We start from the raw sequence: 19,186 nt of genomic DNA, 5'->3' as shown, positions 1-19,186 counted from the left end.
AGTTTGTCAGGCGGGTACGACATCCACGGCCGCCGGGGCGCACTGCGCCGCGTGCATCGGCATCTCGGTCAGTCCCGGGTAGTAGATGTGCAGACTGACGGCCGGTTCGAAGGAGTCGTTGACCACTTCGTGCGCGTAACCGGGCGCGAAGACCCGCTGCGCGCCGGAGTCCAGCGCCCGGGTGGCGCGCGCGGTGCGCTCGGTCAACCGGCCTTCCAGCACGGTCAGTACGCCGGAGGACGGACCGTGGTCGTGGAGCCCGCTGCCCTGACCGGGCACCCAGCTGAGCAGCCAGACCTCGTAGCCGGGCCCAATGCGCAGCCGGTGGTACCAGCGGGTGGTGGTGTCGTACCGGACGAGGGGTGCCCACTGCGCGCGGTCGGCCGCGATGGTGCGGGCGAGCCCGACGAACTCGGCCACGGTGGCGGGGTGCTCGCGGGCGGGCTGGAGGAGGTGCTGGACTTCGAGGATGTCGCCGGCGATCTGGAGGTCGCTGTTGCTGTTCATGGATGAGGTGGTTCCTCGGCATGGGGGTGCATGTGCGGGGTGTCACGGAGACCGGAGAGCCTCGGCCGCGCGGAGACGAAGAAGCAGGGAAGAGAAGAAACCTGCCGACAGCGCTGCGCAGAGGTTCTGCGAGAGGAGCTGGGTCAGAGCCGGTGCCCTGGGGGCATCAACAGCTGTGACAGCTGGAACAGCAACAGCGGGCCTGGACAGCGGTGCGGAACCCACGGACGTGGGTGGCGTACATCGCGGCGGTCGCTGGCATGAAGTCAAGGAGACCGGCTGCGCACTCCACTGTCAACCTGATGCCCGATTTGGTGGCAATGTTTCACCTCATCCGGTTGCCGGGAGCGGGGAAGGGTTTATGCATCCACCGCGCCGGAGATGTGGCGCACCAGCCGCGCCCCCAAACGTCATTGAGGCTCCGTGACCCGAATGTGATCTTGGTCGCTTCGGTGGTCGAATCGCAACATCGGGGCGATTCCGGTCGTCTCACTCAGTGAGAAGCGGGGGCACGGCGGGGCCCATGACGTATGTCAGGTTTTTGGTGATTTGCACACTTTCCGCATAGGCTTGGTTCCGCAGGGTGAATACCGGGGCCAATAGCAGATCTTCGCTTGACTGGCCTGGAGCTACACACTTGTAATTTCACTCGTGTCGTTCGGCCGCAATCAGTAACGGCCGCATCACGGGACGCAAGAGACAGACGAGGGGCGCACATGACCGAGCTGTTCCAGCAACTGCTGGTCGAGGACGCGGACGAGGAACTCGGCTGGCAGGAGCGCGCACTGTGCGCCCAGACCGATCCCGAGTCCTTCTTCCCCGAGAAGGGCGGATCCACCCGCGAGGCCAAGAAGGTCTGTCTCGCCTGTGAGGTCCGGTCCGAATGCCTTGAATATGCCCTTTCCAATGACGAGCGCTTCGGCATCTGGGGCGGCCTCTCCGAACGTGAACGGCGCCGGCTGAAGAAGGCTGCCGTCTGATCCGAGGCCGCCGCCCGACAACCCGGAGACCGCCGCCCGACAACCGGACATCCGGACCACGAACGACCATGGCCCGTCGCCTGCCCCCGGCCCGCAGACGACGGGCCGTCGCCGTCCCCGCCGCGGCTCCACCCCGCCCGGCCGCGGCCCCGTTCGAGCGCTCGGCGCCAGCGTGGTTATCCGTACCGTTAGTGTGGGGCCCCGTCCGAGACGCGCCAACGCCCCGACAGGGCGCGCGTGTACACCGATGCAGCCCCCGGGGTGACGCCCCCCGGACCCGGCCGGAGGGCCCGTACCTCGATGTCCGTGCACAGCCAATCGGCGGCGCCGTACGCGGCCGCCGCCACCCCAGAGTTCCCCCGGCACGTCGTCACCGCCGTGCTCGTCTCCCACGACGGCGCACGCTGGCTGCCCGACGCGATCGCCGGGCTGCTCGGGCAGGAACGCCCCGTACAGAACATCGTCGCCGCCGACACCGGCAGCGCCGACGACTCCGCGCGGCTGGTCACCGAGGCGCTCGGCGCCGAACGGGTCCTGCACCTCGCGCGCCGTACGAGCTTCGGCACCGCCGTCGACGAGGCGACCCGCACGGCCGGTGTCCTCACCCCCGAGGACCTGCCGTACCTGAAGCGCCCCAGCAGCTGGGACCCCGTCAGCAGGAGCTGGCGCGACGACGCCTACGACCTGCCCGAACTGCCGCACGGCGAACCGGTGCAGTGGCTCTGGCTGCTCCACGACGACTGCGCCCCCGAGCCCGACGCGCTCGCCGAACTGCTGCGCGTCGTCGACACCGACCCGCACGCCGCGATCGTCGGCCCCAAGCTCCGCGGCTGGTACGACCGCAAGCAGCTGCTGGAGGTCGGTGTCTCCATCGCCAACAGCGGACGCCGCTGGACCGGACTCGACCGCCGCGAGCAGGACCAGGGCCAGCACGACCAGGTCCGTACCGTGCTCTCCGTCTCCACCGCCGGCATGCTGATCCGCCGTGACATCTGGGAGGAGCTCGGCGGGTTCGACCGCAGGCTCCCCCTGATGCGTGACGACGTCGACCTGTGCTGGCGCGCGCACGTCGCGGGACACCGGGTGCTCGTCGCCCCCGACGCCGTCCTCCGGCACGCCGAGGCCTCCGCCCGCGAGCGCCGCCCCATCGACTGCGCGGGACGCTCCGTCGCCTCACCGCACCGCGTCGACAAGGCCGGCGCCGTCTACACGATGCTGGTCAACGCCCGCGCCAAGGCGCTGCCCTGGGTGATGCTCCGGCTCGTCGTCGGCACCCTGCTGCGCACCCTCGCCTATCTCGTCGGCAAGGTGCCCGGCCAGGCACTCGACGAGGTCGCCGGGTTCTTCGGCACCCTGCTGCGGCCCGGCCGGATCCTCGCGGCCCGGCGCAGCCGCGGCAAGGGCGCCGTGGACCAGGCCGAACTGCGCGGCCTCTTCCCGCCGCCCGGCGCCACCGTCCGCGCCACCGTGGACCAGGTCGCCGGGAACTTCGGCAGCTCCGACGCCGACTCGGGCGGCTCCCGGCACGGCGCCGTGGAGTCCGGCCCCGGCGGCGACGACGCCGACTTCCTGGAGATCGAGCAGTTCGCGCGGCTCAAGCGGATCGGGCGCAAGCCCGGCCCGGTGCTCTTCGCCGTGCTGCTCCTCGTCTCGCTGGTCGCCTGCCGCGGTCTCCTCGGCGGCGGCACGCTGGCCGGCGGCGCACTGCTGCCCGCACCCGCCGACGTCTCCGACCTGTGGAGCAAGTACGCGGACGGCTGGCACACGGTCGGCACCGGCGGCACACAGACCGCGCCGCCCTACCTCGCCGTGATCTCGGCCCTGTCCGCGCTGTTCCTCGGCTCGACCGGCTTCGCGCTCACGCTCCTGCTGGTCTGCTCGGTCCCGCTCGCCGGACTCACCGCCTACTTCGTCTCCCGGCCGCTGCTCGAATCGAGGCTGCTGCGGGCCTGGGCGAGCGTCGCGTACGCCTTCCTGCCCGCCGCGACCGGCGCCCTGGCGACCGGCCGCCTCGGCACCGCCGTACTGGCCGTGCTGCTCCCGCTGATCGCCCGCGCCGCCGTCTCCGCGCACGGCATGCGCGCCGCCGGTGACGCCCGCGGCAGCTGGCGCGCCACCTGGGCGTACACCCTGCTCCTCACCTTCGCGATGGCGTTCACGCCGATCGTCTGGCCGCTCGCCGTGGTTCTCGGCATCGGCGTGCTGGCCCTGCGCCGCGACGACATCGCCGCGTACGGGCTCCGCTTCCTCGCCGCGATCGGCACCCCGCTGCTCGTCCTCGCGCCCTGGTCGCTCTCGCTGCTCACCAACCCGTCCGGCTTCCTGAAGGAGGCGGGCCTGGACATCGGTACGGGCACCGCCTCCGCATTCGACCTGCTCGGCATCAGCCCCGGAGGCCCCAAGGCCGCGGGCGGAGTGCTGCTGCTGGGCATCGTGCTCGCCGCGCTGGCCGCGCTGCTGCGCGGGGAGCGGCAGTTCGCGGTGCGCACCGCGTGGGCGGTCGCGCTCGTGGCACTGGTCTTCGCCGCGCTGGCCAACGGCTCGGGCTGGGCCGGTCCCGCCACCCTCGTCTACGGCATCGCGCTGATCGCCGCCGCACTGGTCGGCGCGGACGGCGCCCGGGTACGCGTCGCCGAGCTCAGCTTCGGCTGGCGGCAGCCGGTCGCCGCGCTCATCGCCCTCGCCGCGGGGCTGGCCCCGGCACTGGCCGCCGTGAGCTGGATGATCGGCGGCGCGTCGGGCCCGCTGGAGCGCCGCGACCCGGTGCAGGTGCCCGCGTTCGTGGCGGAGGAGAGCACCACCCGCGACCAGCCGCGCACACTGGTCCTCGGCGGCACCTCGCCCGCCGGCGTGTCGTACAGCCTGGTCCGCGGCTCCGGCGCGCGGCTCGGCGACGCCGAACTGACCGAGGCGGGCGGCAGCAACAGCCACCTCGACAAGGTCGTCGCCAACCTGGTCGCGGGCTCCGGAGCCGACCAGGGCAGCCAGCTCAGCGGCTTCGCGATCCGTTACGTACTGGTCCGCGACGGCGCCCCGAAGCAGATGAGCCGGGTCCTCGACGCGACCCCGGGGCTCAGCCGGCTGAGCCAGTTGGACGGCAGCGCGCTGTGGCGGGTCGACCGCCAGGTCGCCCGAGTCATGATCATGCCGTCCGGCACCGACGGGGAACCGCTGCCCGTCGGCTCCCTCCCCGTCGAGGCGCACAGCAAGATCCCGGCGGGCGGCTCCGGCCGCGTGCTGCGGATCGCGGACGCCGCCGACCCCGGCTGGCAGGCCACGCTCGACGGCCGGGCGCTGACCCCGAAGACCGTCGACGGCTGGGCCCAGGGCTTCGAACTCCCCGCCGAGGGCGGCACGCTCGACCTCACCTACGACACCCCGTTCACCCACACCGCCTGGATCTGGACGCAGTCGGCGCTGGCCGTCGTCCTGCTCGTCCTCGCGCTGCCCGGCCGCCGCCGGGAGATCGACGACGACCTGCCCGAGGAGAGTGTGACGGTCCCCGCGGAGCCGGTCGCCGGCGAGGGACGACGGGCCCGCAGGCTGCGCGCGGCCGCCCAGGCGGAAGCCGAGGCGGGAGCGGAGGCCGGCCCGGACGGGGAGGCACCGTACGCGCCGGGGCAGTACATCCCGTCGCAGCAGGCGGGGGAGTACGACCCCGCCCAGCAGGACCCGGCCCAGCAGGCTCCGGACCGGCAGGCTCCGGACGGGCAGGACCCGGCCCAGCAGATCCCCGAGCAGCAACCGCACCCGGGCGACGACCAGGACGCCTTCGCCCCGCAGGCCGACGACGGCCAGTACGCGGCCGTGCCGCAGCAGCAGTACGGCGAGCAGCAGCAGTACGGCGAATGGGACGCTCAGCAGTACCAGGACGCCGGCTACCAGCAGTACCAGGGCGAGCAGTACCAGGACGGTCAGGGCGGCCAGTACGGCACGCAGCAGGACCACCTCGCCGCCGACCCGTACCAGCAGAACGCCTACGACCCGTACGGCTACGCCCAGCAGCAGTACGACCCCCGGGCCCAGGCCCCGTACGACCCCCAGGCCCACTCCCAGTACGGCCAACAGGCCCAGTACGACCCGCAGGGCCAGTACGACCCGCAGAACCCCGACGAGAACCCCGCCCCGGGCCAGAACCCGTGGCCGACCGGTAACGCATCGCGAGGCGAGTCCGAGTGAAGTCCACCAGCCTGTCCCTCATCGCGGGCACCGTCGCCCTCGCCGCAGTCACCGGATTCGCCGCGCTCACCGCGCCCGGCGACGAGGGCGAGGCGGAGGCGAAGACCGCCGCACGGCTGCCGGTGGAACGGTCCAGCCTGCTCTGCCCGTCCCCCGGTCTCGCGGACCTCGCGGAGACGACCTACACCTCCTTCACCCCGGCGGGCGGCGGCAGCGGCGGCGAGGCCGGCAAGGCCGAACTGCAGAAGGCCACCTCCACCACGGCCGACGGCGAGAAGAAGGACGAGAAGAAGAGCGAGAAGAAGGCGGACCCCGGAAAGCCGGTCGTCTCGCTCAAGGAGCCCGGTAAACCGGCCATCGCCGAGGAGTCCGGCTCCGGCACCCCCGCACTGGTCGGCACCGCCACCGGCCGGCTGGCCCCCGGCTGGACCACCCAGCAGACCACCATGGTCGAGGCGGGCGGCTCCCGCGGCCTGCTCGGCGTCAGCTGCACCGGCCCCGACACCGACTTCTGGTTCCCGGCCGCGAGCACCGCGAAGTCCCGCGAGGACTACGTCCACCTGACCAACCCGGACGACACCGCGGCCGTCGCCGACATCGAGCTGTACGGCCCCGACGGCTCGCTCAAGTCCGATACCGGCGAGGGCATCACGGTGCCCGCCCGGTCCAGCGTCCCGGTCCTGATCTCCACGCTCACCAGCGAGGCGACCGAGGACGTCACCGTCCACGTCACCACCCGTGCCGGGCGCGTCGGCGCGGTCGTCAGGACCGCGGACGAGAAGACCGGCAGCGACTGGCTGGCCGCCTCCACCGACCCGTCGGGCACCCTGGTGCTCCCCGGCATTCCCGCGGACGCCACCTCGGTCCGTCTCGTGGCCTTCGCGACGGGCGACGACGACGCCGATCTGACGGTGAAACTGATCGGCAAGACCGGCGCGATCTCCCCGGTCGGGAACGAGGCCATCCACGTCAAGTCCCGGATGACCGCGGGCGTCGACCTGAAGGACATCACCAAGGGCGAGGCCGGCTCCCTGCTGCTGACCCCGTCCAAGGGAGGGAAGAACCCCCAGGTGGTCGCCGCACTGCGCGTGGTCCGCGGCACCGGCGACAAGCAGGAGGTCGGCTACATCCCGGCGACCGGCCCGGTGGGTGCGCGGGCGACCGTGGCCGACAACCGGGACAAGGGCTCGGTCCTCTCGCTCACCGCGCCGGGGGCCACCGCGACCGTGAAGGTCACCGCGTCGGCGGGCAGCGGGGGCGGCGAACAGGCCGTCAAGAAGTACACGGTCAAGGGCGGTACGACGCTGGCGGTCACCCCGCCCGTACCGTCCGGGCTCAAGGGCGGCTACGCCCTGACGGTCGAGACGGAGTCGGGCGGTCCGGTCCACGCCGCGCGCACCCTCACCGTCACACAGGACGGCATCCAGATGTTCACCGTGCAGACCCTGCCGGACGACAACGGAACCGTAGAGGTGCCCACGGCCGAGCAGGACCTGTCGGTCCTCGACGACTGAGCGGGACGGGCGGGGGACCGGACGACGCGAGGCTCTGACGGGCGGCGGACCGGGCAGCACACCGGCCTCGGGACGGGCGGGGACCGGACAACGCACGGCCCCGCTACCCGCCGCCCCCGCTCACCCGCCCGCCCACCGGGCTCCCGCTACTCCTGCCCGTACCGCGGGTCCACGGACTCCGGAGCGAGCCCGAGCAGCTCCGCGACCTGCTCCACCACGACCTCGTGCACCAACAGGGCGCGCTCGTCGCGGTTCTTCGTACGGATCTCGACGGGCCGCCGGTAGACCACGATCTGCGCGGGCCGGCCCTTCTCCGCCGAGACCGCCTGCCCCAGCGGCACGGTCTCCTCCTGCGTCCCCGGCACGTCGAGCACCATGAAGTCGACGTCGGCCAGCTGCGGCCAGCGCCGCTCCAGCCGTTCCACCGAGTCCTGCACGAGATCGCGGAAGTTCTCCGCCCGGCTGACGGAGAGCGGCACCTGGGGCGGGGCGACGGGCCCCCGCATGCCGCGGCCATGACGGTCACGACGGCGTGGGCGCGGCTCGGACGGGTGCGGAGGTACGGGACTGTCCATCACTGACGCAGCGTAACCCTCGGCGGGGCGGATGGATCGTCGCCGGCCGACGAGGCATCTTCCGAAGCACCGTCCAAGGCATCGGCATGTCCAATCCTGAACAATCCGGCCATCCAGGGGCACGTTTCAGGCCCCGCACCTGATCGTTGATCTCCTGCTGTATGACAGCTTTTGTGCCGAGTGGTGACCAAAATCGTCGCCGGTACGACCCGTACTTCCCCGTCCTCCCGCAGGTCAGAAGGAGGGTCCGGAAGGCGTTCGCGCCGGTGGACACAGGGCGACACGGTGGGGTGAGCTGAGGGAGAGTCGTCGCAGCCCGCTCAAGAGTGCGGTACCGTCCAACATCGTGAGCCCTGTACGTCGCTGTTCGCGCACCGCGTGCGGCCGCCCTGCCGTCGCGACACTGACGTACGTCTATGCCGACTCGACTGCGGTCCTCGGCCCGCTCGCCACCTACGCCGAGCCCCACTGCTACGACCTCTGCGCCGAGCACAGTGAGCGGCTGACGGCCCCACGCGGCTGGGAGGTCGTCCGGCTCTCCGACCCCTCCGCGCCCACCCGCCCCAGCGGTGACGACCTCGAAGCGCTTGCCAACGCCGTACGGGAAGCGGCACGGCCGCAGGACCGCGGCGCGGACGGCCGCAGCGGCGGTCCGCACGCCGCCGATCCGATGGAGGTCGCGCGCCGAGGCCACCTGCGGGTGCTGCGCTCACCGGACTCCTGAGCTCGGGCACGAGCCCTCCGGGTAGTTTGGGCGGTCCGCAGAAATCTCAGGAGGACCGGCCCGTGGCTGCTGATCTGTCGCAGATCGTGAAGGCGTACGACGTGCGCGGAGTGGTGCCCGATCAGTGGGACGAAGCGCTGGCCGAGCAGTTCGGGGCTGCGTTCGTCGAGGTGACGGACGCGGACGCGATCGTGATCGGCCACGACATGCGGCCCTCGTCGCCCGGCCTCTCGGGAGCCTTCGCACGCGGAGCCGCGTCGCGCGGCGCGGACGTCACACTCATCGGCCTCTGCTCGACCGACCAGCTGTACTTCGCCTCGGGCAGCCTGGGCCTCCCCGGCGCGATGTTCACCGCGTCGCACAACCCGGCGCAGTACAACGGCATCAAGCTCTGCCGGGCGGGCGCCGCACCCGTGGGCCAGGACACCGGGCTCCTGGAGATCCGCGCCCTGATCGAGAAGTGGTCCGAGACCGGCGCCCCGCAGCCGGTCGCCGCCCCCGGCACCGTCACCGAGCGCGACACGCTGGCCGACTACGCGGCCCACCTGCTGTCCCTGGTCGACCTGACAGCCGTCCGGCCGCTGAAAGTCGTCGTCGACGCGGGCAACGGCATGGGCGGCCACACCGTCCCCACCGTCTTCGCGAACCTGCCCGTCGACCTCGTACCGATGTACTTCGAACTCGACGGCACGTTCCCCAACCACGAGGCCAACCCCCTCGACCCGAAGAACCTCGTCGACCTCCAGGCCCGGGTCGTGGCCGAGGGCGCCGACCTGGGCCTCGCCTTCGACGGCGACGCGGACCGCTGCTTCGTGGTCGACGAGCGCGGCGAGGGCGTCTCGCCGTCCGCGATCACCGCACTGGTCGCGGCCCGGGAACTCGCCCGCAACGGCGGCAAGGGCACCGTCATCCACAACCTGATCACCTCCCTCTCGGTCCCCGAGGTCGTCCGCGAGAACGGCGGCACCCCGGTCCGTACCCGAGTGGGCCATTCCTTCATCAAGGCGGAGATGGCCGAGCACGGCGCGATCTTCGGCGGCGAACACTCCGCGCACTACTACTTCCGCGACTTCTGGAACGCCGATACGGGCATGCTCGCCGCGCTCCACGTCCTGGCCGCGCTGGGCGGTCAGCCGGGCCCCCTGTCCGAACTGGTCGCCCGCTACGACCGCTACGCCGGCTCGGGCGAGATCAACTCCACGGTCGCCGACCAGAAGGCCCGCACAGCAGCGGTACGCGCGTCCTTCGAGACCCGCACCGGCGTCACGACCGACGACCTGGACGGCCTGACGGTCACGACCCCCGACTGGTGGTTCAACCTCCGGGCCTCCAACACGGAACCCCTGCTGCGCCTGAACGTGGAAGCCCGCGACGAGCGGACGATGGCAGCGGTACGGGACGAGGTCCTGACCCTGATCCGAACCCCGGACTCCCCTGACACACCAACCCTCTTGGGCACCCACCCCAGCCCGCCCGACACGGCTTCCGGCCCCTCCGGCACGGCTTCCGGCCCCTCCGGCACGCATTCCAGCCCCTCCGGCGCTTGAGGAGCGGGGTCCGGGGCAGCGCCCCGGTTACGGGAAGGGGCGGGTAGGGGAACAAGCCCGCCGCAGGCGCCCCGGTCCCGCCCCCGCACTTCACCTCCGCCCCCACTCCCAACCTCACCCCGCCCCCCCGGGCCCCCCGGGCCCGCCCCGCCCCCCGACGGTAGGCTGACGTCGCCTGATCCGTAGCCCGAAGGGACCCACCCCATGCCGCTCGAAGCCGGCCTCCTGGAGATCCTCGCCTGCCCGGCGTGCCACTCCCCGCTCGACGACCGGACGGCGGCCGACACCCCCGAACTGGTCTGCACCGGCAAGGACTGCGCCCTGGCCTACCCGGTACGGGACGGCATCCCCGTCCTGCTCGTCGACGAGGCCCGCCGCCCCGAGTAGGGGCGTACGGGCGCATGTACGCCCACCGACCCGCACCCCGCACGGTGATCAGCACGTGATCGGAGGACCGTCCCCCATGCTCGACGAGTCGCTGCTCGACGCCCCGGAAGCCCTGGCCCGAGCCGACCGCCGCGGCCTGCTCCGCGGCGCCGCCGAGGCCGGGGCGAGGGTCCGTACCGCCGCCCGCCACGCTGCCGAGGCGGGCATCGCCGACCTGAACCCGGAGGGCCGCCCCCGTGCCGTGCTGGTCGCCGGCTCCGGCACCGCCGCGTCCGGCGTCGCCGACCTGATCACCGCCCTGGCGGGCGCCTCCGCACCCGTCACCCGCATCCACCCCACCGGGGTCGCCCCCGCCGCGGGCGCGATGCGCTGGGCCCTGCCCGGCTGGGCCGGCTCCGTTGACCTGCTACTGATCGTCACGGCCGACGGCTCCGAGCCGGGCCTCGCCCTCCTCGCCGAACAGGCGTACCGCCGAGGCTGCAGCATCGTCGCCGTCGCCCCCCACCAGTCACCGCTGCGCGAGGCGATCGACGGGGCGCACGGGCTCGTCGTACCGATGGCCTCCGCCCCGCACGGCGAGTACGACGCCGAGACCTCGGCCGCGGGCCCCGGCACGCTCTGGGCCCTGTTCACCCCGCTGCTCGCGCTGCTGGACCGGGTCGGCCTGCTCACCGCGCCCGCCGATGCACTGCAGAGCGTCGCCGACCGCCTGGACCGCACCGCGGAACGCTGCGGCCCGGCCATCGCCACGTACAGCAACCCGGCCAAGACACTCGCGGCCGAACTCGCCGACAGCCTGCCCCTGATCTGGACCGAGGGCGAAGCCGCCGCCCCCGTCGGCCGCAGATTCGCCGCCGTCCTGGCCGAACTGTCCGGCCGCCCGGCCCTCGCCGCCGAACTGCCCGAGGCGCTGCCCGTGCACGGCGCGATGCTGGCGGGCACGTTCGCCGCCGGGGCCGACCCGGACGACTTCTTCCGCGACCGGGTCGACGAGCCGGAGCCGCTGCACGCCCGCGTCGTACTGCTCCGCGACCGTCCCACCGGCGGGCTGAGCGCGGCCCCCGCCGCCCGCGAACTGGCCCTCGGCCACGACACGGCGATCAGTGAACTCGAACCGGAGGAGGGCACCGAACTCGAAGCCCTCGCCGAACTGCTCGCGGTCACCGACTTCGCCGCCGTCTACCTGGCACTGGCATCGGCAACCGGCGCCTGACCAAGGCCGCACCGCACCCCGAGGCCCTCCACCGCACCCTCACCAGAACCCCGGCCCCACCAGCGCCGACCAGAGCACCGCACCCCCGATCCACGCACCTCACAAGGACGAAGACCATGGACCGGCTCTCCAACACCGTGCGCCCTTACGCCTGGGGCTCCACCACCGCCATCCCCGAACTGCTCGGCATCGCCCCCACCGGCGAACCCCAGGCCGAGATGTGGATGGGCGCCCACCCCGGCGCCCCCTCGCTCCTCACCCGCACAACCGGCACCGGCACAGCCACCAGCATCAGCACCGCCACCGGCACTGCCAACGCCACCGGTGAGGCAGGCTCCCAACAACCCCTCACCGACGTCATCGCCGCCGACCCCGAGCGCGAACTGGGCCGGGCCACCGTCGAGAAGTTCGGCCCCCGCCTCCCCTTCCTCCTCAAACTGCTCGCCGCCGGCGCCCCCCTCTCCCTCCAGGTCCACCCCGACCGCGCGCAGGCCGAGCGGGGTTACGAGGACGAGGAGCGCCGGTCCGTCCCGATCGACGCGCCCCACCGCACGTACAAGGACGCCAACCACAAGCCCGAACTGATCTGCGCGCTCACCCCCTTCGCAGGCCTGTGCGGCTTCCGCCCGCCCACCGAGGCGGCCGAGGCGATGGCGGCGCTCGGCGTCGACGCGCTCAAGCCGTACGTCGACCTGCTCGGCGCCCACCCCGAAGAGGCCGCCCTGCGCGAGGTCCTCACCGCGATCCTCGGCGCCGACCCCGCGGAGATGGCCGAAACGGTGCACCTGGCCGCGGCCGCCGCCGAACGCCTCGGCGGCGCCCATGCCCCGTACGCCCGGATAGCCCACCACTTCCCCGGCGACCCCGGCGTCATCGCGGCGATGCTGCTGAACTACGTGGAACTCCAGCCCGGTGAAGCCCTGTTCCTCGGCGCGGGCGTCCCGCACGCCTACCTGGACGGCCTCGGCGTCGAGATCATGGCCAACTCGGACAACGTGCTGCGCTGCGGACTCACGCCCAAGCACATCGACGTACCCGAACTGCTGCGCATCGTCCGCTTCGAGGCGACCGACCCCGGCGTCCTGCGCCCCGAGGCCTCGTCGTCCGGCGAGGAGCTGTACGAGACACCCGTGGACGAATTCCGGCTCTCCCGCTTCGACCTCTCGCCCGGCGCCGCCCCCGTCGACCTGACCAGGGAGGCCCCGCAGATCCTGCTCTGCACCGGAGGAGCCCCGAAGGCGGGTGAATTCGACCTCAGCCCCGGTGCCTCCGTGTTCGTACCATCCGGGGAAAAGGTCGAAGTGTCCGGTACGGGCACTCTGTTCCGCGCCACAGTGGTGGTCTGACGTACCGTCCGTACCAGCGACTGCAACAATGTCCGGCCGTACCGCGGCGCCAGGGCCGCAGCACCGAAGAAGGGACACCAGGCACCCATGAGTGCGTCAGGCGGAACCAAGGCGATCGTGGCGGCACTCGCTGCCAACCTCGCGATCGCAGTGGCCAAATTCGTGGCGTTCCTGTTCAGTGGCTCGTCGTCGATGCTCGCGGAGAGCGTCCACTCGGTCGCCGACTCGGGCAACCAGGGACTGCTGCTGCTCGGCGGCAAGAAGGCCCAGCGCGAAGCCACCCCCCAGCACCCCTTCGGCTACGGCCGCGAACGCTACATCTACGCGTTCCTCGTCTCCATCGTCCTCTTCTCGGTCGGTGGCATGTTCGCGGTGTACGAGGGCTACGAGAAGATCAAGCACCCGCACGAGATCGAGGCCTGGTACTGGCCGGTCGGTGTGCTGGTCTTCGCGATCATCGCCGAGAGCTTCTCCTTCCGTACGGCCATCAAGGAGTCCAACGAGACCCGCGGTTCGCTCTCCTGGAAGGAGTTCGTCCGCCGGGCGAAGGCCCCCGAGCTTCCCGTCGTCCTTCTGGAGGACCTCGGCGCACTGATCGGCCTGGTGCTCGCCCTCGGGGGCGTCGGCCTGGCCCTTGCGACCGGCAACGGTGTCTGGGACGGCATCGGAACCCTCTGCATCGGCGTCCTGCTGATCGCCATCGCGATCGTGCTCGCCGCCGAGACGAAGTCCCTCCTGCTCGGCGAGGCCGCCGGCACCGACCAGGTCGAGAAGATCAAGGCCGCACTCGTCGACGGCGACACGGTCACTCGCGTTATCCACATGCGTACGCTCCACCTCGGCCCGGAGGAACTGCTCGTCGCCGCCAAGATCGCGGTGCAGCACGACGACACGGCCACCGAGGTCGCCAACGCCATCAACGCCGCCGAGAGCCGGATCCGTGAGGCGGTCCCGATCGCCCGGGTCATCTACCTGGAGCCGGACATCTACAGCGAGGCCGCCGCCGCGGCGGGCACCAACCCCGGCAAGGCCCCGGGCGGAGCCCCCGGCGACACCCCGGACACCCCGACGGAATCCGGCCACTGACCACCCCCTACACCGGCCCTCCCTCCCGCTCCCGGCACGTCGTCCGAACGCATCCCAACCGCATCCCAACAGCATTCCGACCGCTCCCCGGCCACGTTTCGGCTTGGGGCGGACTGGGAGCGACTGGGCCGATCGGTGTAGATTCGACGGCAGTGTCAGACGTCGCTGCTGATGGCGGTCGATCGGTCCGTACGCGCGGACCGGCCGAGGGAGAGAGGGCCTCCGACGGACTGCGCTGCGAGCGTCCGGGCATTCGTGTGCCCGCCGCCGCAGAGCCATCCGTGCCCCACCTCGACCCCATTACGAGGAGCAGCCCGTTATGACGACGGTCGCCAATCGACAGGACTTCAAGGTCGCCGACCTCTCCCTCGCGGTGTTCGGCCGCAAGGAGATCACCCTCGCCGAGCACGAGATGCCCGGCCTGATGTCGATCCGCAAGGAGTACGCCGCCACGCAGCCGCTGGCCGGCGCCCGCATCACCGGTTCGCTGCACATGACCGTGCAGACGGCCGTGCTGATCGAGACCCTGGTCGCCCTCGGCGCCGAGGTCCGCTGGGCCTCCTGCAACATCTTCTCCACCCAGGACCACGCCGCCGCGGCCATCGCCGTCGGCCCGAACGGCACCCCGGACGCCCCGGCGGGCGTCCCGGTCTTCGCCTGGAAGGGCGAGACGCTGGAGGAGTACTGGTGGTGCACGGAGCAGGCCCTGACCTGGCCGAACACCCCCACCGGCGGCCCGAACATGATCCTCGACGACGGTGGTGACGCCACCCTCCTCGTCCACAAGGGCGTCGAGTTCGAGAAGGCCGGTGCGGCCCCGGACCCGTCGACCGCGGACAGCGAGGAGTACGCCCACATCCTCACCCTGCTGAACCGCACCCTCGGCGAGTCCCCGCAGAAGTGGACCCAGCTGGCATCCGAGATCCGCGGTGTCACCGAGGAGACCACGACCGGCGTGCACCGGCTGTACGAGATGCACCGCGACGGCACCCTCCTCTTCCCGGCGATCAACGTCAACGACGCGGTCACCAAGTCCAAGTTCGACAACAAGTACGGCTGCCGCCACTCGCTGATCGACGGCATCAACCGCGCCACCGACGTCCTGATCGGCGGCAAGACCGCCGTCGTCTGCGGCTACGGCGACGTGGGCAAGGGCTGCGCGGAGTCCCTGCGCGGCCAGGGCGCCCGGGTCATCGTCACGGAGATCGACCCGATCTGCGCCCTGCAGGCGGCGATGGACGGCTACCAGGTCGCCACCCTCGACGACGTCGTCGGCCAGGCCGACATCTTCGTCACCACGACGGGCAACAAGGACATCATCATGGCCGCCGACATGGCCAAGATGAAGCACCAGGCCATCGTCGGGAACATCGGCCACTTCGACAACGAGATCGACATGGCCGGCCTGGCGCAGATCGACGGCATCGTCAAGGACGAGGTCAAGCCGCAGGTCCACACCTGGACGTTCCCCGACGGCAAGGTCCTCATCGTGCTCTCCGAGGGCCGCCTGCTGAACCTGGGCAACGCCACCGGTCACCCCTCGTTCGTCATGTCCAACTCGTTCGCGGACCAGACCCTGGCCCAGATCGAGCTGTTCACCAAGCCCGAGGAGTACCCGACCGACGTCTACGTGCTGCCCAAGCACCTGGACGAGAAGGTCGCCCGTCTCCACCTCGACGCACTCGGCGTGAAGCTCACGACGCTCCGCCCCGAGCAGGCCGCGTACATCGGTGTCAAGGTCGACGGCCCGTACAAGCCCGACCACTACCGCTACTGATCCGTACCGATCCCGCCCGCCAGCGACCGCGCACGTCACCACCGGTCAGTGACGACCGGCCGCTGACAGACGGAACAGACTGACAGACGGAACAGCTTCAGCAGCAGCTACGAGCGCAGGCCCCCGCACCCCCGTGTCGGGGGCCTGCACTCGTACCGCGCCGCCCGCTCAGCCCGAGGAACCCCGAAGGACCCCATGCCCCGCGGCCGATATTCGCTCCACGATCCCCACGATCACACCCCCCTCGGCGAAGAACACTTCCAATGCGCACCCGGTCCCTCCGGCTGGCGCTACCTCTCCCGGACCACCACCCCCTCCGGTGACCACCTCGGCTCCGTCGACCTCACCCTCGACGAACTGGGACGGCCCATCCGCCTCGAACTCCACGCCGCGAGCTGGCAGGTCCGCGGCGCCGCCCTCGAAGGCGTCACCTGGGTCCGTACCGATCCGACCGGCACTCATGCCACCGAAGGCAATGTCCGCGCCCACGCCTTCACCGGCACATCCCCCGCATTCCTCATCGCGACCGCACGACTGCTGCGCCTCACCCCCGATTCCCCCGCGACCCGCGTCCGCCTCGTCGCCTTCACGGACCCGGTCCTCGCCCCCCGCACCGTCGACCAGTCCTGGGCCCTGGTGAACAGTGAAGCGCACGCCACTGACAACGGCCCCCTGACCGTGGACGAATACCAGGTCAGCGCCCTGGACACCGGCGAACAGCACACCGTCCACATCGCCGGCGATGTGGTCCTCGCAGCCCCGGGCATCGAGCTCGAAGACCTGGACTCCCCGCCCTCACCGCTCTAGGCAGGCGGCGCGAACCCCGTGGCAGCAGGCGGCACCCGACCACCCTCCGCCCCCGGGGCCGGCAAAGGCGCACCCGCCTCGGCAGCCCCCACGAAAGGCACAGCCCCCACCGGCGCCCGGACGCCGGCGTCCCCACCCACCGGAGCCCCGCTCACCGACCGCCCGGCCTCCCCCTCCGGACCACCACGAGCAGCCCCGTCCTGAGCGGCAACGAACACCCGCCGCGCATCCCGCGCCTGCCGCTCGTTCACCACCGCCGCCAGATACGCCCCGGCCGGCACCCCCTCCGGCACCGGCACCCCGGTCCGCGCCGCCAGCTCCCCGGCCAGCCGCTCCGCCATCGACCACCCCACCTGCGCATCGAGCTGATGCATACGGGTCAGGTACTGCCGCACCGCCGACCAAAGGGACTCCGGCACCGCCGACAGATCCAGCCCCGAAAACCGCCCGACCAACCACGGCGGCGGAGGCGGCACGGCAGCCGCCCGCCCCGCGGGCACCCGTTCCCGTACGACGAGCGTCCCCGCGAACACATCCCCGAGCCGCCGGCCCCGCGCCGACACCAGCGAGGCGATGCAGGCGACAACCCCGAACGTCATCAGGATCTCGACGACCCCCATGGCCCCACGCACCAGTGCATGCCGGAACCGGATCGGCCCCCCGTCGTCCCGCACCACCCGCAGCCCGCACGCCAGCTTCCCCAGCGAACGCCCGTGGCTGAGCGTCTCCACCGCGATGGGCCCGCCCACCAGCACCAGCAGGAAGGCCGCCACGGACACCGCCGCGAGTGCCGCTTCGTCCAGCGTCGCCGTCGCGATGGCCAGCCCGATCGACACCAGGACGAACGCCGCCCCCACCACGGCAAGATCGATGGCCAACGCCAGCGCCCGGCTCGGAAGTTTCGCCGGCCGCAGCCCCAGCACGACCGCGTCCCCGGTCACGAGCTCACTCATCGCCACCCCACCCTTCGCCGATCATCCCTGCCCCTCGGGGCCTCAGTCTGCCAAGCTGACCGGCAGCGCGCCGCCGTAGTACGAACCCGTACGCACCCATGCCTGGAGCAGCAGCCGACCATGGATCTCGATGTCTTCGTGACCGCCCACCGCACCGAGTGGGACCGCCTGGACCATCTCCTGCACCGAGGGCGCCGGCTCACCGGCACGGAAGCCGACGAACTCGTCGAGCTCTATCAGCGCACGGCCACCCATCTCTCGCTCCTCCAGTCCGGAACCCCGGACCCGATGCTCACGGCACGCCTCACCCAACTTGTGGCCCGTGCCCGAGCCACGGTCACCGGCACCCGCCGAGCCTCCTGGCGCGACGCCACTCGCTTTCTCACCGCCGGCTTTCCCGCCGCCGTCTACCGGTCCAGGCACTGGTGGATACCCACCGCGGTTCTTTCCACGCTGCTGGCGGCAGTCATCGGCTGGTGGATCGGCACGCATCCCGAAGTCCAGTCGGCCATCGCGGCCCCGGAGGACCTCCGCCGCATGACCAGTCCGGGCGGGGAGTACGAGACGTACTACTCCAGCCACCCGGCCGCATCGTTCGCCGCCCAGGTGTGGACGAACAATGCCCAGGCCGCAGCCATGTGCCTGGTCCTGGGAGCGTTCCTCTGCATCCCGGTGATCTGGATCCTGTTCGTCAACGTGCTCAACCTCGCGGTCGGCATCGGCCTGATGTCCTCAGCCGGCCGGCTCGACACCTTCCTGGGGCTGATCCTCCCGCACGGCCTGCTCGAACTCACCGCAGTCTTCGTCGCCGCGGGTACGGGCCTGCGCCTCGGCTGGACGGTCATCGACCCGGGCCCGACCAGCCGACGCTCAGCCCTCGCACAACAGGGCCGTGCCGCGATCGGCATGGCCATCGGCCTCGCGCTGGTCCTGTTCGTCTCCGGCCTCATCGAAGGCTTCGTCACCCCGTCCGGCCTCCCGACCTGGGGGCGCATCACCATCGGCATCGCGGCCGAGCTGGCCTTCCTTGCCTACGTCTACATCCTGGGCGGCCGAGCCGCGCGAGCCGGAGATGCCGGAGATGTCGATCCCACGGAACGAAGCGCCGAGCTCCCGGTTGCCGCCTGATGTGCGCGCGACCCCGCTGACCTGCTAGTCTCCTCCTCGCCTCAGGAAGCCATTGACATGGCCGACATGGGGAGGTAGATTTTAACGGTTGCCTCGGACTGGACGTGTCCGGGCCCAGCAGCTAACATCTATCTCGCTCTCACCGGAAAACGAATTTCCGCAGAGCCATTGATTCCTTCCTCTGAATCACGAAGTCGATTTTTCGGCCGAATGTTTCTGATAAAGTCGAATCAGCCGAAAGGCAAAGACCACTCCAACGGTCACCGGAATTCAGATTCGAACCGGAAACGGAACGAAAAAGAGTCTGGTAAGGTTGGAACCGCCGGAAAGGGAAACGCGAAAGCGAAGAACTGGAAAGCGAAAAGCATGATCCCGCTTCGACCGGGAATCGGACACGAAAGAGTCTGATAGAGTCGGAAACGCAAGACCGAAGGGAAAAGCCCGGAGGAAAGCCCCAGAGAGT

At 71.3% G+C, this 19,186-nt stretch carries 15 protein-coding genes; 12 read left to right on the top strand and 3 right to left on the bottom strand.

Annotated features, from left to right (window positions below; translation table 11 throughout):
• Positions 1-6: 6 nt before the first annotated feature.
• On the bottom strand, positions 7-507 hold the full coding sequence (locus tag ACFYY7_RS18760) for a cysteine dioxygenase (RefSeq protein ID WP_388662721.1): 501 nt from the start codon (positions 505-507) through the stop codon (positions 7-9).
• A gap of 716 nt (positions 508-1,223) precedes the next feature.
• Between ACFYY7_RS18760 and ACFYY7_RS18755 the strand changes: the two genes are divergently transcribed.
• The 3 genes from ACFYY7_RS18755 to ACFYY7_RS18745 all read left to right on the top strand — a co-directional run bounded on the left by ACFYY7_RS18755 (position 1,224) and on the right by ACFYY7_RS18745 (position 7,180).
• Positions 1,224-1,487, top strand: coding sequence for a WhiB family transcriptional regulator (locus tag ACFYY7_RS18755; RefSeq protein ID WP_030927001.1), 264 nt, complete (start codon positions 1,224-1,226; stop codon positions 1,485-1,487).
• Between the two features lie 300 nt (positions 1,488-1,787).
• Positions 1,788-5,666 (top strand): glycosyltransferase, encoded by a 3,879-nt coding sequence (locus tag ACFYY7_RS18750; RefSeq protein ID WP_388662719.1) that lies wholly within the window; start codon positions 1,788-1,790, stop codon positions 5,664-5,666.
• Positions 5,663-7,180: a DUF5719 family protein gene (locus tag ACFYY7_RS18745; RefSeq protein WP_388662717.1), complete on the top strand. Its 1,518-nt coding sequence runs from the start codon at positions 5,663-5,665 to the stop codon at positions 7,178-7,180. The genes ACFYY7_RS18750 and ACFYY7_RS18745 overlap by 4 nt, the downstream gene beginning before the upstream one ends.
• A 146-nt stretch (positions 7,181-7,326) precedes the next feature.
• Here ACFYY7_RS18745 and ACFYY7_RS18740 read toward each other — a convergent pair whose 3' ends face one another.
• Positions 7,327-7,755 carry a metallopeptidase family protein gene (locus ACFYY7_RS18740; RefSeq protein ID WP_388662715.1) on the bottom strand — a complete coding sequence of 143 codons (429 nt, stop codon included), beginning with the start codon at positions 7,753-7,755 and terminating at the stop codon, positions 7,327-7,329.
• A gap of 346 nt (positions 7,756-8,101) precedes the next feature.
• Here ACFYY7_RS18740 and ACFYY7_RS18735 point away from each other — a divergent pair, with 346 nt between their 5' ends.
• From ACFYY7_RS18735 to ACFYY7_RS18700, 8 genes are all read left to right on the top strand, one after another.
• Positions 8,102-8,479: a DUF3499 domain-containing protein gene (locus ACFYY7_RS18735; RefSeq protein ID WP_351261276.1), complete on the top strand. Its 378-nt coding sequence runs from the start codon at positions 8,102-8,104 to the stop codon at positions 8,477-8,479.
• 62 nt (positions 8,480-8,541) lie between these two features.
• Positions 8,542-10,026: a phosphomannomutase/phosphoglucomutase gene (locus ACFYY7_RS18730; protein WP_388662713.1), complete on the top strand. Its 1,485-nt coding sequence runs from the start codon at positions 8,542-8,544 to the stop codon at positions 10,024-10,026.
• Positions 10,027-10,230: 204 nt separating this feature from the next.
• Positions 10,231-10,413 carry a Trm112 family protein gene (locus tag ACFYY7_RS18725; protein ID WP_266732460.1) on the top strand — a complete coding sequence of 61 codons (183 nt, stop codon included), beginning with the start codon at positions 10,231-10,233 and terminating at the stop codon, positions 10,411-10,413.
• Positions 10,414-10,489: 76 nt separating this feature from the next.
• On the top strand, positions 10,490-11,626 hold the full coding sequence (locus ACFYY7_RS18720) for an SIS domain-containing protein (protein ID WP_388662711.1): 1,137 nt from the start codon (positions 10,490-10,492) through the stop codon (positions 11,624-11,626).
• A 116-nt stretch (positions 11,627-11,742) separates the two neighbouring features.
• Positions 11,743-12,972, top strand: a complete 1,230-nt coding sequence (gene manA, locus ACFYY7_RS18715) for a mannose-6-phosphate isomerase, class I (protein ID WP_388662709.1) — start codon at positions 11,743-11,745, stop codon at positions 12,970-12,972.
• Between the two features lie 87 nt (positions 12,973-13,059).
• Positions 13,060-14,058, top strand: a complete 999-nt coding sequence (locus ACFYY7_RS18710; RefSeq protein ID WP_388662707.1) for a cation diffusion facilitator family transporter — start codon at positions 13,060-13,062, stop codon at positions 14,056-14,058.
• Positions 14,059-14,377: 319 nt separating this feature from the next.
• A complete protein-coding gene (gene ahcY / locus ACFYY7_RS18705; RefSeq protein ID WP_388662705.1) occupies positions 14,378-15,835 on the top strand; it encodes an adenosylhomocysteinase in 1,458 nt (485 codons plus the stop codon).
• A 195-nt stretch (positions 15,836-16,030) separates the two neighbouring features.
• Positions 16,031-16,642 (top strand): hypothetical protein, encoded by a 612-nt coding sequence (locus ACFYY7_RS18700; protein ID WP_266732469.1) that lies wholly within the window; start codon positions 16,031-16,033, stop codon positions 16,640-16,642.
• Here ACFYY7_RS18700 and ACFYY7_RS18695 read toward each other — a convergent pair.
• The gene (locus ACFYY7_RS18695; RefSeq protein WP_388662703.1) at positions 16,639-17,595 is read right to left on the bottom strand and encodes an RDD family protein; all 957 of its coding nucleotides are present in this window, start codon (positions 17,593-17,595) and stop codon (positions 16,639-16,641) included. The genes ACFYY7_RS18700 and ACFYY7_RS18695 overlap by 4 nt on opposite strands.
• A 120-nt stretch (positions 17,596-17,715) precedes the next feature.
• Here ACFYY7_RS18695 and ACFYY7_RS18690 point away from each other — a divergent pair, with 120 nt between their 5' ends.
• Complete coding sequence (locus tag ACFYY7_RS18690; protein WP_388662701.1) at positions 17,716-18,723, top strand: stage II sporulation protein M; 1,008 nt, start codon at positions 17,716-17,718, stop codon at positions 18,721-18,723.
• Positions 18,724-19,186 lie beyond the last annotated feature (463 nt).

It is taken from the genome of Streptomyces sp. NPDC001933, assembly GCF_042890955.1.
GTDB lineage: Bacteria > Actinomycetota > Actinomycetes > Streptomycetales > Streptomycetaceae > Streptomyces.
Note: the sequence above shows the minus strand (reverse complement) of the source record. Positions and strands in the feature narration are given on the sequence as shown.

Bases quoted from the DNA above. Each gene is read 5' to 3' on its own strand.
- ACFYY7_RS18760 (WP_388662721.1), bottom strand. From the start codon at position 507: ATGAACAGCAACAGCGACCTCCAGATCGCCGGCGACATCCTCGAAGTC.
- ACFYY7_RS18755 (WP_030927001.1), top strand. From the start codon at position 1,224: ATGACCGAGCTGTTCCAGCAACTGCTGGTCGAGGACGCGGACGAGGAA.
- ACFYY7_RS18750 (WP_388662719.1), top strand. From the start codon at position 1,788: ATGTCCGTGCACAGCCAATCGGCGGCGCCGTACGCGGCCGCCGCCACC.
- ACFYY7_RS18740 (WP_388662715.1), bottom strand. From the start codon at position 7,755: ATGGACAGTCCCGTACCTCCGCACCCGTCCGAGCCGCGCCCACGCCGT.
- ACFYY7_RS18725 (WP_266732460.1), top strand. From the start codon at position 10,231: ATGCCGCTCGAAGCCGGCCTCCTGGAGATCCTCGCCTGCCCGGCGTGC.
- ACFYY7_RS18720 (WP_388662711.1), top strand. From the start codon at position 10,490: ATGCTCGACGAGTCGCTGCTCGACGCCCCGGAAGCCCTGGCCCGAGCC.
- manA (WP_388662709.1), top strand. From the start codon at position 11,743: ATGGACCGGCTCTCCAACACCGTGCGCCCTTACGCCTGGGGCTCCACC.
- ACFYY7_RS18710 (WP_388662707.1), top strand. From the start codon at position 13,060: ATGAGTGCGTCAGGCGGAACCAAGGCGATCGTGGCGGCACTCGCTGCC.
- ahcY (WP_388662705.1), top strand. From the start codon at position 14,378: ATGACGACGGTCGCCAATCGACAGGACTTCAAGGTCGCCGACCTCTCC.
- ACFYY7_RS18700 (WP_266732469.1), top strand. From the start codon at position 16,031: ATGCCCCGCGGCCGATATTCGCTCCACGATCCCCACGATCACACCCCC.
- ACFYY7_RS18695 (WP_388662703.1), bottom strand. From the start codon at position 17,595: ATGAGTGAGCTCGTGACCGGGGACGCGGTCGTGCTGGGGCTGCGGCCG.
- ACFYY7_RS18690 (WP_388662701.1), top strand. From the start codon at position 17,716: ATGGATCTCGATGTCTTCGTGACCGCCCACCGCACCGAGTGGGACCGC.